The 15,139-nt window shown below is 65.2% G+C and carries 8 protein-coding genes; all 8 read left to right on the top strand.

All coding sequences use genetic code 11. The features are described from left to right. Nucleotides 1–123 precede the first annotated feature (123 nt). The 8 genes from ACHAA4_RS07940 (at nt 124) to tuf (ending at nt 14,898) form a co-directional block, all read left to right on the top strand. The gene (locus tag ACHAA4_RS07940) at nt 124–1,545 is read left to right on the top strand and encodes an ATP-binding protein (RefSeq protein WP_435773636.1); all 1,422 of its coding nucleotides are present in this window, start codon (nt 124–126) and stop codon (nt 1,543–1,545) included. Then, nucleotides 1,538–2,203 (top strand): LuxR C-terminal-related transcriptional regulator, encoded by a 666-nt coding sequence (locus tag ACHAA4_RS07935; RefSeq protein WP_435773635.1) that lies wholly within the window; start codon nt 1,538–1,540, stop codon nt 2,201–2,203. The genes ACHAA4_RS07940 and ACHAA4_RS07935 overlap by 8 nt, the downstream gene beginning before the upstream one ends. 393 nt (nt 2,204–2,596) lie before the next feature. Continuing rightward, nucleotides 2,597–6,115 carry a DNA-directed RNA polymerase subunit beta gene (rpoB, locus tag ACHAA4_RS07930; protein ID WP_435773634.1) on the top strand — a complete coding sequence of 1,173 codons (3,519 nt, stop codon included), beginning with the start codon at nt 2,597–2,599 and terminating at the stop codon, nt 6,113–6,115. 62 nt (nt 6,116–6,177) lie between these two features. Next, nucleotides 6,178–10,065, top strand: coding sequence for a DNA-directed RNA polymerase subunit beta' (locus tag ACHAA4_RS07925; protein ID WP_435773633.1), 3,888 nt, complete (start codon nt 6,178–6,180; stop codon nt 10,063–10,065). Nucleotides 10,066–10,490: 425 nt separating this feature from the next. Further along, on the top strand, nt 10,491–10,865 hold the full coding sequence (gene rpsL, locus ACHAA4_RS07920) for a 30S ribosomal protein S12 (protein ID WP_036473238.1): 375 nt from the start codon (nt 10,491–10,493) through the stop codon (nt 10,863–10,865). Next, the gene (gene rpsG / locus ACHAA4_RS07915) at nt 10,865–11,335 is read left to right on the top strand and encodes a 30S ribosomal protein S7 (RefSeq protein ID WP_106121792.1); all 471 of its coding nucleotides are present in this window, start codon (nt 10,865–10,867) and stop codon (nt 11,333–11,335) included. Before rpsL ends, rpsG begins: the two co-directional genes overlap by 1 nt. 18 nt (nt 11,336–11,353) lie before the next feature. Then, complete coding sequence (gene fusA, locus ACHAA4_RS07910; RefSeq protein WP_435773632.1) at nt 11,354–13,468, top strand: elongation factor G; 2,115 nt, start codon at nt 11,354–11,356, stop codon at nt 13,466–13,468. Nucleotides 13,469–13,707: 239 nt separating this feature from the next. Continuing rightward, the gene (gene tuf, locus ACHAA4_RS07905) at nt 13,708–14,898 is read left to right on the top strand and encodes an elongation factor Tu (protein ID WP_435773631.1); all 1,191 of its coding nucleotides are present in this window, start codon (nt 13,708–13,710) and stop codon (nt 14,896–14,898) included. The last annotated feature ends 241 nt before the right edge of the window (nt 14,899–15,139 follow it).

Below are 15,139 nucleotides of genomic sequence, written 5' to 3'. Positions count from 1 at the left end.
CCGGGCCCGCGTCTCCCCGCTATTGGGGGACACCCTGATTGAACCCTGAATCCCGGCCCTCAGGCCCCCGATATCGGGCTTGGACCATCGAAGTGCACGTGTGAGCGTGGCAGTATGGAGAATATGGACAGCGCCCGTCAGACGCCCCCGGCGCAGAACAGCGCAGGCCCGCAGCGGCCTCCGTTGCTGCGCGCCGCGCAGACCCCCCTGGCCGGGGTCTGCCTGGGACTCTCCCGGCATCTGGGGATCTCGGTGACCTCGGTGCGGACCGTCATGATCGGACTCAGCATCGCCGGCGGGATCGGCCTGCTGCTCTACTGCTGGCTCTGGATCTTCGTTCCTCGAGAGGACGAGCCGCGACCTGATGCGGGGGCCCGGGGACTCAGCGGGCCCGCGGTCGAGGGTGACGACACCGAGGATCCGGCGAGCACCGGAGCGCAGGCGAGTGCCGCCAGCGGCATCGATCCCAAGGCAGAGCCCGTCCAGTACTGGAGCGCCCGGGGACGCGAGCTGCTCCATTCTCTGACCAGCTCTCCGCAGGTGCTTCTGGGCGGAGCGCTGCTGGGCGGGGCCGGACTGATCGGGCTGCAGCTGCTGGGCGCACAGATCAACTGGTGGCTCATCGGGCCTCCGCTGATCCTGGGCGTCGGGGTGCTGCTCGCCTGGTCCCAGGTGGATGCCATCGGACTCAGCACCGCTGACCCGGCGCCAGGTCAGCGCGCCCACGGGGCTCGTTCCCGGCGCGCGATCCTCTGGCAGTTCTCCATCGGCGTGCTGCTGGTGATCCTCGCCCTGCTGCTCCTGGCCGGGGGATTCCTGCCGGCGGCGGACCTGCTGCTGGGACTGATGGTGGCGGCGATGCTGCTGGCCGGCGTCGCCCTGGTCACCGCACCGTGGCTCATCCGGCTCTACCGCACCTCCAACACCGAACGCGCCCGCGCCGCCGCCGAGGCCGAGCGTGCCGACATCGCGGCCCACCTGCATGACTCGGTGCTCCAGACCCTGGCCATGATCCAGAAGCACCGGCACGACCCCGCCTCCGTGGAACGGCTGGCGCGGCGACAGGAGCGGCAGCTGCGCGGCTGGCTCTACAGCCGGGACAGCGTCGAGACCGGCACCTTGAAGGAGCAGCTGACCAGCATCGCCGCCGAGCTCGAGGAGATGCACAGCGCGCCGGTGGAGGTCATCGCAGTCGGGGAGTCCCGACGCAGCGACCACCGGGTCCTGGTGGCGGCGGCCCGCGAGGGGATCGTCAACGCGCTCAAGCACGCCGGGCCCGCCTCCGTGTACTTGGAGTCATCGCCCGCCGAGGATGCCGTGTTCATCCGCGACCGCGGGACCGGCTTCGACCCTGCCGGCATCGAGTCCGACCGGCTCGGAGTGCGCGAATCGATCATCGGCCGGATGAACCGGGCCGGCGGCTCCGCCCGGATCCGCTCGGGCGAGACCGGCACCGAGGTCCAGCTCCGCATGCCCGTCGCGGCGACGACCGGACCCGAGGCCGCCACCGAGCCGTCGCGTGAGCGCGAGGAGACCTATGGGTGAGCAGCCTGTCAGCAGCCTGCGCCGGGTGGTCATCGTCGACGACCATGGGATCTTCCGCGCCGGGCTGAAGGCGGAGCTCTCGGGCCGGGTCGAGGTCGTCGGCGAGGGCCACGACGTCGAGTCCGCGATCGCCGCCGTCCGGGTCGGACTCCCCGAGGTGGTGCTGCTCGACGTCCATCTCCCCGGCGGGACCGGCGGGGGAGGCGCTGAGGTCGTGCGCGCCTGCCGCGATCTCCCCGAGGTGCGGTTCCTCGCGATCAGCGTCTCCGACCAGGCCGAAGACGTGGTCTCGGTGATCCGCGCCGGGGCCCGCGGCTACGTCACCAAGACCATCAGCACCGCCGACCTGGTCGAGGCCGTCAAAGACGTCGCCACCGGGGACGCGGTGTTCTCCCCGCGCCTGGCCGGCTTCGTGCTCGATGCCTTCGGCACCGGGGTAGTCGAGGACGTGCGCGACGAGGAGCTGGACCGGCTCTCAGCACGAGAGGTGGAGGTGATGCGGCTGATCGCCCGCGGCTACACCTATCGGGAGATCGCCGGCGAGCTGTTCATCTCGATCAAGACCGTGGAGACCCACGTCTCCAAGGTGCTGCGCAAGCTGCAGCTCTCCTCGCGCCACGAGCTCACCCGCTGGGCCGAACGGCGCCGAATCGTCTGAGACGACCGGCGTCGGTCCCGCACGGACCGGCGTCGATCCCGACCCGCTCGGCGTCGCCCCTCTGCCGACCTGGGTCGATGCCGGAGCGACCCGGCGCTCAGCTGGACGCGCCAGGGGTGTGTCCCATCGCACGCCTCGGTCCCGGGGGCTGGTACAGTTACTGCCCAGAAAGCCCGGAGACCCATCTGCACTCTTCGCCGGCCTTCCTGTTCGGCGCCAGGCACCGTCCTCGCGTCTCTCGCCCCGGCGACCTCGTCTTGCCTTGGGCTGCCTTCGTAGTCTATTCTGTACTTTTGCGCATCTTCTCTACATCAGTGCCTTCAAATAGCGGTGGGCAGTTGAATTTATGCGTGATTCCTACGGAAGCTACGAAGGTCTGTGGAAGGATCCAACTTGGTCGCCTCGAGCACCTCAACGACTCAAACCGCTGCCTCGGCCCGCACTGCTGAATACGCAGGCCGACTCTCATTCGCAAAGATTCACGAACCCCTCGATGTCCCGGAGCTTCTGGCTCTGCAGATCGACTCCTTCGACCGCCTCATCGGCAACGACAGCTGGGCTGCTCGTGTCGAGGAGGCCCGGCAGAAGGGCATCAAGGGCGTTTCCGAAACCTCCGGACTCTCCGACATCTTCGAAGAGATGTCACCGATCGAGGACTTCCAGGGCACCATGTCCCTGAGCTTCTCCGATCCTGAGTTCGCCGACCCCAAGATGCCGGTCGCTGAGTGCAAGGAACGGGACACTACGTATTCCGCTCCGCTGTACGTCAAGGCCGAGTTCATGAACCACAACACCGGTGAGATCAAGCAGCAGACCGTGTTCATGGGCGATTTCCCGCTCATGACCGACCGCGGCACGTTCATCATCAACGGCACCGAGCGTGTCGTCGTCTCCCAGCTGGTCCGCTCCCCAGGTGCCTACTTCGAGCGCACCCCGGACAAGACCAGCGACAAGGACATCTACACCGCGAAGGTCATCCCCTCACGCGGTGCATGGTTCGAGCTGGAGATCGACAAGCGCGATCAGGTCGGCGTGCGCCTCGACCGCCGCCGCAAGCAGCCGGTCACCGCGCTGCTGAAGGCACTGGGCTGGAGCGAGTCCCGCATCCTGGAAGAGTTCGGCGAGTACGACTCGATCCGCGCCACCATGGAGAAGGACGCCTTCGAGACCCAGGCCGATGCGCTGATCGACATCTACCGCAAGCTGCGTCCGGGCGAGCCGCCGACCGTGGAGGCCGCCGAGTCGCTGCTGCGCGGGCTGTACTTCACCCCGAAGCGCTATGACCTGGCCAAGGTGGGCCGTTACAAGCTCAACCGCAAGCTCGGCGTGGACAAGGCGTTCACCGACGCTGACGCCTCGGTGCTCAACGAGCAGGACATCGTCGCGATGATCCACTACCTCGCCGCGCTGCACGCCGGCAAGGAGACCATCAAGGGCATCCGCGACGGTTCAGAGATCGACGTCCACATCACCGTCGATGACATCGATCACTTCGGCAACCGCCGCATCCGTGCGGTCGGCGAGCTCATCGAGAACCAGGTCCGCACGGGCCTGTCCCGCATGGAGCGCGTGGTCCGCGAGCGGATGACGACTCAGGACGTCGAGGCCATCACGCCGCAGACGCTGATCAACATCCGCCCCGTCGTCGCCTCCATCAAGGAGTTCTTCGGCACCTCGCAGCTCTCGCAGTTCATGGATCAGAACAACCCGCTGGCCGGACTGACGCACAAGCGTCGCCTCTCCGCGCTGGGCCCGGGCGGTCTCTCCCGTGATCGCGCCGGCATGGAGGTCCGTGACGTCCACCCGTCGCACTACGGCCGCATGTGCCCCATCGAGACCCCGGAAGGCCCGAACATCGGCCTGATCGGCTCGCTGGCCACCTACGGGCGGATCAATGCCTTCGGCTTCATCGAGACCCCGTACCGCAAGGTCGTCAAGGGTGTCGTCACCGATCAGATCGACTACCTCACCGCCGACGACGAGCTGGTCTCCCAGATCGCCCAGGCCAACGCGCCGCTGAACGAGGACGGGACCTTCGCTGAAGCCACCGTCCTGTGCCGTGGCCGTGCAGACGGCACCGGTGAGCAGGGCGAGCCCGTGCTGACCATCCCGGATGAGATCGACTACATGGACGTCTCGCCGCGCCAGATGGTGTCAGTCGCCACCGCGCTGATCCCGTTCCTGGAGCACGACGACGCCAACCGCGCCCTCATGGGCGCGAACATGCAGCGCCAGGCTGTGCCGCTGCTGGAGTCGGAGTCCCCGCTGGTCGGCACCGGCATGGAGAAGTTCGCCGCCATCGACGCCGGAGACTCGGTCACCGCCGAGAAGCCCGGCGTGGTCACCCGCGTGGCCGCCGACATGGTCACCGTGCTCAACGATGACGGCACGCAGATCCACTACCCGATCATGAAGTTCCAGCGCTCGAACCAGGGCAACGCCTACAACCAGCGTGTGCGGGTCTCCGAGGGGGATCGGCTGGAGCGCCAGTCGATCATCGCCGACGGACCCTCCACCGAGGCCGGCGAGCTGGCCCTGGGCAAGAACCTGCTGGTCGCGTTCATGTCCTGGGAGGGTCACAACTTCGAGGATGCGATCATCCTCTCCCAGCGGATGATCCAGGACGATGTGCTCACCTCGATCCACATCGAGGAGCACGAGGTCGACGCTCGCGACACCAAGCTCGGTGCCGAGGAGGTCACTCGTGACATCCCCAACGTCTCCGAGGAGATGCTCGCCCAGCTCGACGAGCGCGGCATCATCCACATCGGCGCCGAGGTCTCAGCAGGCGACATCCTGGTCGGTCGCGTCACGCCCAAGGGCGAGACCGAGCTGACCCCGGAAGAGCGTCTGCTGCGCGCCATCTTCGGCGAGAAGTCCCGCGAAGTGCGTGACACCTCGCTGAAGGTTCCCCACGGCGAGTCCGGCACCGTCATCGGCGTCCGGATCTTCGACGCGGAGGAGGGCGACGATCTGCCCCCCGGCGTGAACCAGCTGGTCCGCGTCTACGTGGCTCAGAAGCGCAAGATCACCGACGGCGACAAGCTCGCCGGCCGTCACGGCAACAAGGGCGTCATCTCCAGGATCCTTCCTGTGGAGGACATGCCCTTCCTGCCCGACGGCACCGCGGTGGACATCGTGCTGAACCCGCTGGGCGTGCCCGGTCGTATGAACATCGGACAGGTCATGGAGGTCCACCTCGGGTGGGCCGCCAAGCAGGGCTGGAAGATCGAGGGCGAGCCTGACTGGATCAAGAAGCTCCCGAACCTGCCCCGCGAGACCGGACCCACCAAGGTCTCCACCCCGGTGTTCGACGGCGCCGAGCCGGCCGAGCTGACCGGCATCCTGGAGTCTGTGAACCCGTCACGCGACGGCGAGCAGCTCGTGGGCGCCAACGGCAAGGCGCAGCTCTTCGACGGTCGCTCCGGCGAGCCGTTCCCCGAGGGCGTCGCGGTCGGCTACATGTACATCCTGAAGCTGCACCACCTCGTCGATGACAAGATCCACGCACGCTCCACCGGACCGTACTCGATGATCACCCAGCAGCCCCTGGGCGGCAAGGCACAGTTCGGCGGACAGCGCTTCGGTGAGATGGAGGTCTGGGCCCTGGAGGCCTACGGCTCCGCCTACACCCTGCAGGAGCTGCTGACGATCAAGTCGGATGACATCCACGGTCGTGTGAAGGTCTACGAGGCCATCGTGAAGGGCGAGAACATCCCGGAGCCAGGCGTTCCGGAGTCGTTCAAGGTGCTCATCAAGGAGATGCAGTCGCTCTGCCTCAACGTGGAGGTCCTCTCCGCAGACGGCAGCAAGGTCGAGATGCGTGACTCCGAGGAAACCGGGTTCAGCGCTGCGGAGGAGCTCGGCATCGATCTCTCCCGCGCAGAGCCCAGCTCGGTCGAAGAGGTCTGAGGGCCTCACCGATGCACCTTCACTCCGTCACGAATCTTTAGAGAAAAGAGAGATACCGGACTATGTCCCAAGAATCCTCATTCGGCACAATGCGTATCGGGCTTGCCACCGGTGACGAAATCCGTGGTTGGTCATATGGTGAGGTCAAGAAGCCTGAAACCATCAACTACCGCACCCTGAAGCCCGAGAAGGACGGACTCTTCTGCGAGAAGATCTTCGGCCCCTCCCGGGACTGGGAGTGCTACTGCGGCAAGTACAAGCGGGTCCGCTTCAAGGGCATCATCTGTGAGCGCTGCGGCGTCGAGGTCACTCGCGCCAAGGTGCGTCGTGAGCGGATGGGTCACATCCAGCTCGCCGCCCCGGTGACTCACATCTGGTACTTCAAGGGCGTCCCCTCGCGCTTGGGCTACCTGTTGGACCTGGCGCCGAAGGACCTCGAGAAGGTCATCTACTTCGCCGCATACATGATCACCGAGGTCGACACCGACCGACGCCACGACGACCTGCCGAACCTGCAGGCCGAGATCGACCAGGAGCTCAAGCACCTGGCCGATCAGCGTGACTCGGACATCGCCGCGATCTCCAAGGACCTCGAGGGCGACCTCGAGCGACTGGAGGGCGAGGGTGCCAAGGCTGCCGAGAAGAAGAAGGCACGCGACACCTCCGACAAGCAGATGTCGCAGGTGCGCAAGCGCGCCGACGCCGAGATCGAGCAGCTCGAGCGGGTCTGGGACCGCTTCAAGAACCTCAAGGTCTCCGACCTCGAGGGCGATGAGGCGCTCTTCCGCGAGATGCGCACCCGGTACGGCCAGTACTTCGAAGGTGCCATGGGCGCCGAGGCGATCCAGCGTCGCCTGGCGAGCTACGACATGGAGGCCGAGGCAGAGCGGCTGCGCGAGATCATCGCCACCGGCAAGGGTCAGCGCAAGACCCGCGCTCTGAAGCGGCTGAAGGTGCTCAACGCGTTCCTCGCCAACGGCACCACTCCGCGCGGCATGGTCCTCGAGGCCGTCCCGGTGATCCCCCCGGAGATCCGTCCGATGGTCCAGCTCGACGGCGGTCGCTTCGCGACCTCCGATCTGAACGATCTGTACCGTCGCGTGATCAACCGCAACAACCGTCTGAAGCGCCTGCTCGATCTCGGCGCGCCCGAGATCATCGTGAACAACGAGAAGCGCATGCTTCAGGAGTCCGTGGACTCGCTCTTCGACAACGGTCGTCGCGGTCGCCCCGTCACCGGACCGGGCAACCGGCCGCTGAAGTCGCTCTCCGACATGCTCAAGGGCAAGCAGGGACGCTTCCGGCAGAACCTGCTCGGCAAGCGCGTGGACTACTCGGGCCGTTCGGTCATCGTGGTGGGCCCGCAGCTGCAGCTGCACCAGTGTGGTCTGCCCAAGCAGATGGCGCTGGAGCTGTTCAAGCCCTTCGTGATGAAGCGCCTGGTTGATCTCAACCACGCGCAGAACATCAAGTCGGCCAAGCGCATGGTGGAGCGTCAGCGTCCCCAGGTGTGGGATGTTCTCGAAGAGATCATCACCGAGCACCCGGTGCTGCTGAACCGCGCACCCACCCTGCACCGTCTGGGCATCCAGGCCTTCGAGCCGCAGCTGGTGGAGGGCAAGGCTCTTCAGCTGCACCCGCTGGTCTGCTCGGCGTTCAACGCTGACTTCGACGGCGACCAGATGGCCGTGCACCTCCCGCTGTCCCCCGAGGCTCAGGCCGAGGCGCGCATCTTGATGCTCTCCTCGAACAACATCCTGAAGCCTTCGGACGGACGCCCGGTGGCTCTGCCCTCGCAGGACATGATCATCGGTCTGCACCACCTGACCACGCAGCGTGAGGACGAGACCGGCGCAGGCCGTGCCTTCTCCTCCATCGGTGAGGCTCAGATGGCCTTTGACCTGCGCGAGCTGCACATCAACGCGCCGGTCAAGATCACCGTCGAGGGCTACACCCCCTCGGCGGCGGTTCCTGCTCCCGAAGGCTGGGAGGCCGGAACTCCGGCCACGCTGACCACCACCATGGGCAAGGTGCTCTTCAACCAGTTGCTGCCAGAGGGATACCCCTGGCAGGACTCGGTGGCGGACAAGGGCCAGCTCTCGAGCCTGATCAACGATCTGGCCGAGCGCTACCCGAACAACGTCACTGCGCGCACCCTGGACAACCTCAAGGATGCCGGGTTCTACTGGTCCACCCGCTCGGGCGTCACCGTCGCCATCTCCGACGTGACCTCGAACATGGACAAGAAGAAGATCATGGATGTCTACGAGGACCAGGCCGCCAAGGTCCAGTCGCAGTACGACATGGGTCTGATCGGCGACGATGAGCGCCACGCAGAGCTGGTCGAGATCTGGACCAAGGCCACCGACGAGGTCGCCGCCGCGATGCAGGCCGGTATGGATGAGCACAACAACATCAACCGGATGGTCACCTCCGGCGCCCGAGGCAACTGGCTTCAGGTCCGACAGATCGCGGGCATCCGTGGTCTGGTGACCAACCCCAAGGGTGAGATCATCCCGCGGCCGATCAAGTCCTCCTACCGCGAGGGCCTCTCGGTCCTCGAGTACTTCATCGCCACCCACGGCGCCCGCAAGGGCCTGGCGGATACGGCGCTGAAGACGGCGAACTCGGGCTACCTGACCCGTCGTCTGGTGGACGTCTCGCAGGACGTCATCGTGCGCGAACAGGACTGCGGGACCTCCCGCGGCCTGACCGTGACGATCGCGGTCGCGGATGAGAACGGCGAGCTGAAGCTGCATGACGAGGTGGAGAACTCCGCCTACGCCCGCACGCTGGCCGTCGACGTCCAGGACGCCGAGGGCAACCTCCTGGCTGAAGGCGGCTCCGACGTCGGCGACGTGCTGATCGACAAGCTCTTCGCCGCAGGCGTCTCCGAGATCAAGATCCGCTCGGTGCTCACCTGTGAGTCCGCCGTGGGTACCTGTACCCGCTGCTACGGCCGCTCGCTGGCCACCGGACAGACCGTGGACATCGGCGAGGCTGTCGGCATCATCGCCGCACAGTCCATCGGTGAGCCCGGCACGCAGCTGACCATGCGTACCTTCCACACCGGCGGCATCGCCTCCGCGGATGACATCACCCAGGGTCTGCCCCGTATCCAGGAGCTCTTCGAGGCTCGTACGCCCAAGGGCGTCGCGCCGATCGCGGAGGTCGCCGGACGGGTGCACCTGGATGACTCAGAGAAGCAGCTCCGACTGGTGCTGACTCCTGATGATGGGTCCGAGGAGCACGCCTACCCGATCCTGCGCCGTGCGCGTCTGCTCGTCTCCGACGGTGAAGCCGTCGAGGTCGGTCAGCAGCTGGTGGCAGGCGCCGTTGACCCCAAGCAGGTGCTTCGAGTGCTCGGCCCCCGCGCCGCGCAGAAGTTCCTCGTCTCCGAGGTCCAGGACGTCTACCAGTCCCAGGGCGTGGGCATCCACGACAAGCACGTGGAGGTCATCGTCCGGCAGATGCTGCGCCGGATCACCGTCATCGATTCCGGGGGCACGAAGCTGCTGCCGGGCGAGCTGGCGGACCGGTTCCGCTTCACTGCCGCCAACCGCAAGGCTGTGGCAGAGGGCGCCCAGCCGGCGTCGGGTCGTGACGAGCTGATGGGCATCACCAAGGCCTCACTGGCCACGGATTCCTGGCTCTCGGCGGCCTCCTTCCAGGAGACCACCCGGGTGCTGACCCAGGCAGCGATGGAGTCGAAGTCTGACCCGCTGCTGGGTCTGAAGGAGAACGTGATCATCGGCAAGCTGATCCCGGCCGGAACCGGTCTGGATCGGTACACGCAGTCCACGGTCGAGCCGACCGAGGAGGCCAAGGCCAATCTGTTCACCGGCCCCAGCCTCTACGGCTCGAGCTTCGACTATGCAGGAGCCGAGGGCGACGGCGAGTTCCATGCCATCCCGCTCGACGACTACAACACCGATGTCGACTTCCGCTGAGCGGAGCTGACGTCTCAGTCTGCTGAACCTGACACGGTCGGGTTCAGCGGCTGAACACCAGGAAGGGCCCGGGGGAGCGATGCTCACCCGGGCCCTTCCTCGTCACGACAGGGCCTTGACCGCGGCTTGGTCCCGACCGGGACCCGGTCTGGCCGCCGGGCCCGACGTCGGCATCCGCGCTGGTCGAGGGAGCAGGACCGGTCATCGTCGGCCCCCGTTAGCTGATCGGGGGTGCAGCTGGTAGTGTTAACCTGATTGTTTCTGATGTGGCAGAGGGACTCGGTCCGGGTTGCGGGGAAGGTGCGCAACACATGCCACATTTTTGCACGCCTGGGGACCAGAGCCCGCGGACCGTGTGTAGAACTCTCGACCGCGGGCAGACCTCAATCCTCTGCTTCCCTCACTACACGTATGGAGAACGCATAGTGCCTACTATTCAGCAGCTTGTGCGCAAGGGGCGTCATCCCAAGCGCACCAAGAACAACACCCCTGCACTGCAGGGCAGCCCGATGCGTCGTGGCGTGTGCACCCGTGTGTACACCACGACCCCGAAGAAGCCGAACTCCGCCCTTCGCAAGGTGGCCCGTGTTCGCCTCGGCGGCGGCGTCGAAGTCACCGCCTACATTCCGGGCGAGGGCCACAACCTGCAGGAGCACTCGATCGTGCTCGTGCGCGGCGGCCGTGTGAAGGACCTTCCCGGTGTCCGTTACAAGATCGTCCGCGGCGCCCTCGACACCCAGGGTGTCAAGGGTCGCGGTCAGGCTCGCTCCCGCTACGGGGCCAAGAAGGAGAAGAAGTAATGCCACGTAAGGGACCCGCACCTAAGCGCCCTCTCGTCCAGGATCCGGTCCACGGATCACCCTTGGTCACACAGCTGATCAACAAGGTCCTGGTCGACGGCAAGAAGTCCACCGCAGAGCGCATCGTCTACGGCGCGCTCGACGGCGTCGCGAAGAAGTCCGGCGATGACCCGGTGACCACGCTCAAGAAGGCCATGGACAACGTCCGCCCGGCACTTGAGGTCCGCTCCCGCCGCGTCGGCGGCGCGACCTACCAGGTCCCCGTCGAGGTCAAGCCCGGTCGCTCGACCGCGCTGGCGCTGCGCTGGCTGGTCGGCTACTCCAAGGATCGCCGCGAGAAGAGCATGACGGATCGCCTGATGAACGAGATCCTCGACGCCTCCAACGGCCTCGGTGCCGCTGTGAAGCGCCGCGAGGACACTCACAAGATGGCAGAGTCCAACAAGGCCTTCGCCCACTACCGCTGGTAATAGAAAAGGGGAATCACCGTGGCACAAGACGTGCTCACTGACCTCAAGAAGGTCCGCAACATCGGCATCATGGCCCACATCGATGCCGGTAAGACCACCGCAACCGAACGCATCCTGTTCTACACCGGCATGAACCACAAGATCGGTGAAACCCACGACGGTGCGTCCACGACGGACTGGATGGAGCAGGAGAAAGAGCGCGGCATCACCATCACCTCCGCCGCGGTGACCTGCTTCTGGGGCGACAACCAGATCAACATCATCGACACCCCCGGTCACGTCGACTTCACCGTTGAGGTGGAGCGCGCGCTCCGCGTCCTCGACGGTGCCGTCGCCGTCTTCGACGGCAAGGAAGGCGTGGAGCCGCAGTCTGAGACTGTCTGGCGCCAGGCCGACAAGTACAACGTCCCGCGCATCTGCTTCGTCAACAAGATGGACAAGCTCGGCGCCGACTTCTACTACACCGTGGACACCATCAAGTCCCGGCTGGGTGCAACACCTCTGGTGATGCAGCTGCCGATCGGCTCGGAGAGCGAATTCGTCGGCGTCGTCGACCTGCTCCAGATGAAGGCCCTGGTGTGGCCCGGTGACTCCAAGGGCGATGTGACCATGGGTGCTCAGTACGAGACCCGGGAGATCCCCGAGGACATGCAGGAGCAGGCCGAGGAGTACCGCAACACGCTCATCGAGCAGGTTGCCGAAGCCGACGACGTGCTGATGAACAAGTACCTCGAAGGCGAAGAGATCTCCAACGACGAGCTCAAGGAAGGCGTGCGCAAGCTCACCGTGGCCTCCGCCGCCTACCCGGTCTTCTGCGGCTCCGCATTCAAGAACCGCGGCGTGCAGCCGATGCTCGACGCTGTCATCGACTACCTGCCCACCCCGGCAGACGTCGAGGCCATGGAGGGCCACAAGCCCAACCATGAGGATCAGATCCTGACCCGTCGCCCGAGCAAGGACGAGCCGTTCTCCGCTCTGGCGTTCAAGATCGCTTCCCACCCGTTCTTCGGGCAGCTCACCTTCATCCGCGTCTACTCCGGCAAGCTCAACGCCGGCGCGCAGATCGTGAACTCCACGAAGGGCAAGAAGGAGCGCATCGGCAAGCTGTTCCAGATGCACGCCAACAAGGAGAACCCGGTCGACGAGATCCAGGCCGGCCACATCTACGCGGTCATCGGACTCAAGGACACCACCACCGGTGACACCCTGTGCGATCCGAACGACCAGATCGTGCTCGAGTCGATGACCTTCCCGGAGCCGGTGATCTCCGTGGCCATCGAGCCCAAGTCCAAGAGTGACCAGGAGAAGCTCTCCACGGCCATTCAGAAGCTTGCCGCCGAGGACCCGACCTTCACCGTCACCCAGAACGACGAGACCGGCCAGACCGAGATCGGCGGAATGGGCGAGCTCCACCTGGACATCCTGGTGGACCGCATGCGTCGCGAGTTCAACGTCGAGGCCAACGTGGGCAAGCCCCAGGTGGCCTACCGCGAGACCATCAAGAAGCGTGTGGAGAAGGTCGACTACACCCACAAGAAGCAGACCGGTGGTTCCGGCCAGTTCGCCAAGGTGCTCATGAACTTCGAGCCCCTGGACACCGCGGAGGGCGAGATGTACGAATTCGCCAACCTGGTGACCGGTGGACGCATCCCCCGCGAGTACATCCCCTCGGTGGACGCAGGCATCCAGGACGCCATGGGTCTCGGCGTCCTCGCCGGCTACCCGATGGTCGGCGTCCGCGCGGAGCTGACCGACGGCGCCTACCACGACGTCGACTCCTCGGAGATGGCGTTCAAGCTCGCCGGCTCCCAGGTCTTCAAGGAAGGCGCACGTCGGGCCAACCCGGTGCTGCTCGAGCCGATGATGTCGGTCGAAGTCCGTACTCCCGAGGAGTACATGGGCGAGGTCATCGGTGACCTGAACTCCCGCCGCGGTCAGATCCAGTCGATGGATGACGCAGCAGGCGTGAAGGTCATCAAGGCACTCGTGCCGCTTTCCGAGATGTTCGGCTACATCGGTGAGCTGCGCTCGCGCACTCAGGGCCGCGCAGTCTTCACCATGTCCTTCAACTCTTACGCAGAGGTTCCGAAGGCCGTGGCCGAAGAGATCATCGAGAAGAACCGCGGCGCCTGATCCCCAACTCGACTCCTCGGGCCGCTGAGTCCGCTCAGCGGCCCGGGATCGAGCCGGGCGGCACGGCAATGCTTCGAGGAAGCGAGGTCTCCGAATGACCTCCACCGCTCCTCACGCACCACCATTCGGGAAATTTCACCAAATACCTAGCGATTAGTAGACTTGCATGAGTTTCAGCCTCGTTGACAGTGCGGCTGGAGTAAGTCTTCTGACCTGTTCAAGTTCTATAGGAGGAACCTGTGGCCAAGGCAAAGTTCGAGCGTAACAAGCCGCACCTTAACATCGGCACCATCGGTCACGTCGACCATGGCAAGACCACCCTGACCGCCGCGATCTCAAAGGTCCTGGCAGAGAAGTTCCCGGACCTGAACCAGGGCCGCGACTTCGCCTCGATCGACAACGCTCCCGAGGAGCGCGAGCGCGGCATCACGATCAACGTCTCCCACGTGGAGTACCAGACCGACAAGCGCCACTATGCACACGTGGACGCCCCCGGTCACGCTGACTACGTGAAGAACATGATCACCGGTGCTGCACAGATGGACGGCGCGATCCTGGTCGTCGCCGCCACTGACGGTCCGATGGCACAGACTCGCGAGCACGTCCTGCTCGCCCGCCAGGTTGGTGTCCCCTCCCTGCTGGTCGCACTGAACAAGTCCGACATGGTCGAGGACGAAGAGCTCCTGGACCTCGTCGAGATGGAGGTCCGCGAGCTCCTGGATTCACAGGGCTACGACGGCGACAACGCACCGGTCATCCGCACCTCAGGCCTGAAGGCTCTCGAGGGCGACGCCGAGTGGGTCAAGACCGTCGAAGAGCTGATGGAAGCCGTGGATACCTTCATCCCGGAGCCAGAGCGCGACAAGGACAAGCCGTTCCTGATGCCCATCGAGGACGTCTTCACCATCACCGGCCGCGGCACCGTGGTCACCGGTCGCGCCGAGCGCGGCACGCTGAAGATCAACTCCGAGATCGAGATCCTCGGAATTCGTCCGAAGCAGAAGACCACCGTCACGGGTATCGAGATGTTCCACAAGCAGCTCGACGAGGCATGGGCCGGCGAGAACTGTGGTCTGCTGCTTCGCGGTCTGAAGCGCGATGACGTTGAGCGCGGCCAGGTTGTGGCTGCCCCCAACTCCATCACCCCGCACACCCAGTTTGAGGCCAACGTCTACATCCTCTCCAAGGATGAGGGCGGTCGCCACAACCCCTTCTACACCAACTACCGTCCGCAGTTCTACTTCCGGACCACCGACGTCACCGGCGTCATCTCGCTGCCCGAGGGCACCGAGATGGTCATGCCCGGTGACAACACTGAGATGACCGTTGAGCTCATCCAGGAGATCGCCATGGAAGAGGGCCTCGGCTTCGCCATCCGCGAGGGTGGACGCACCGTTGGGTCAGGTCGAGTCGTCAAGATCCTGAAGTAAACAACTCGATCATGATGGGTGCTCAGATCTGAGCTGAGATTCACCACTGCTCAGACTCAGGGCTGAGCGGCTCGATGAACACGAGACCCCGGTGGCTTAGGCCACCGGGGTCTCGTGTTTGTCATGGGTGTAGATCTATGTGAGAATAGACAGGTTGCTCACGGGCGCCATGCCCCGGTGTGCCCTCGGGTCCACCGTGTGGAGCGAATAACAGAACTTCAATATCGATGCCCGCGAACTG

Origin of the sequence: Nesterenkonia maliinae (genome assembly GCF_051262655.1) — a bacterium.
Classification (GTDB): domain Bacteria; phylum Actinomycetota; class Actinomycetes; order Actinomycetales; family Micrococcaceae; genus Nesterenkonia.
Note: the sequence above shows the minus strand (reverse complement) of the source record. Positions and strands in the feature narration are given on the sequence as shown.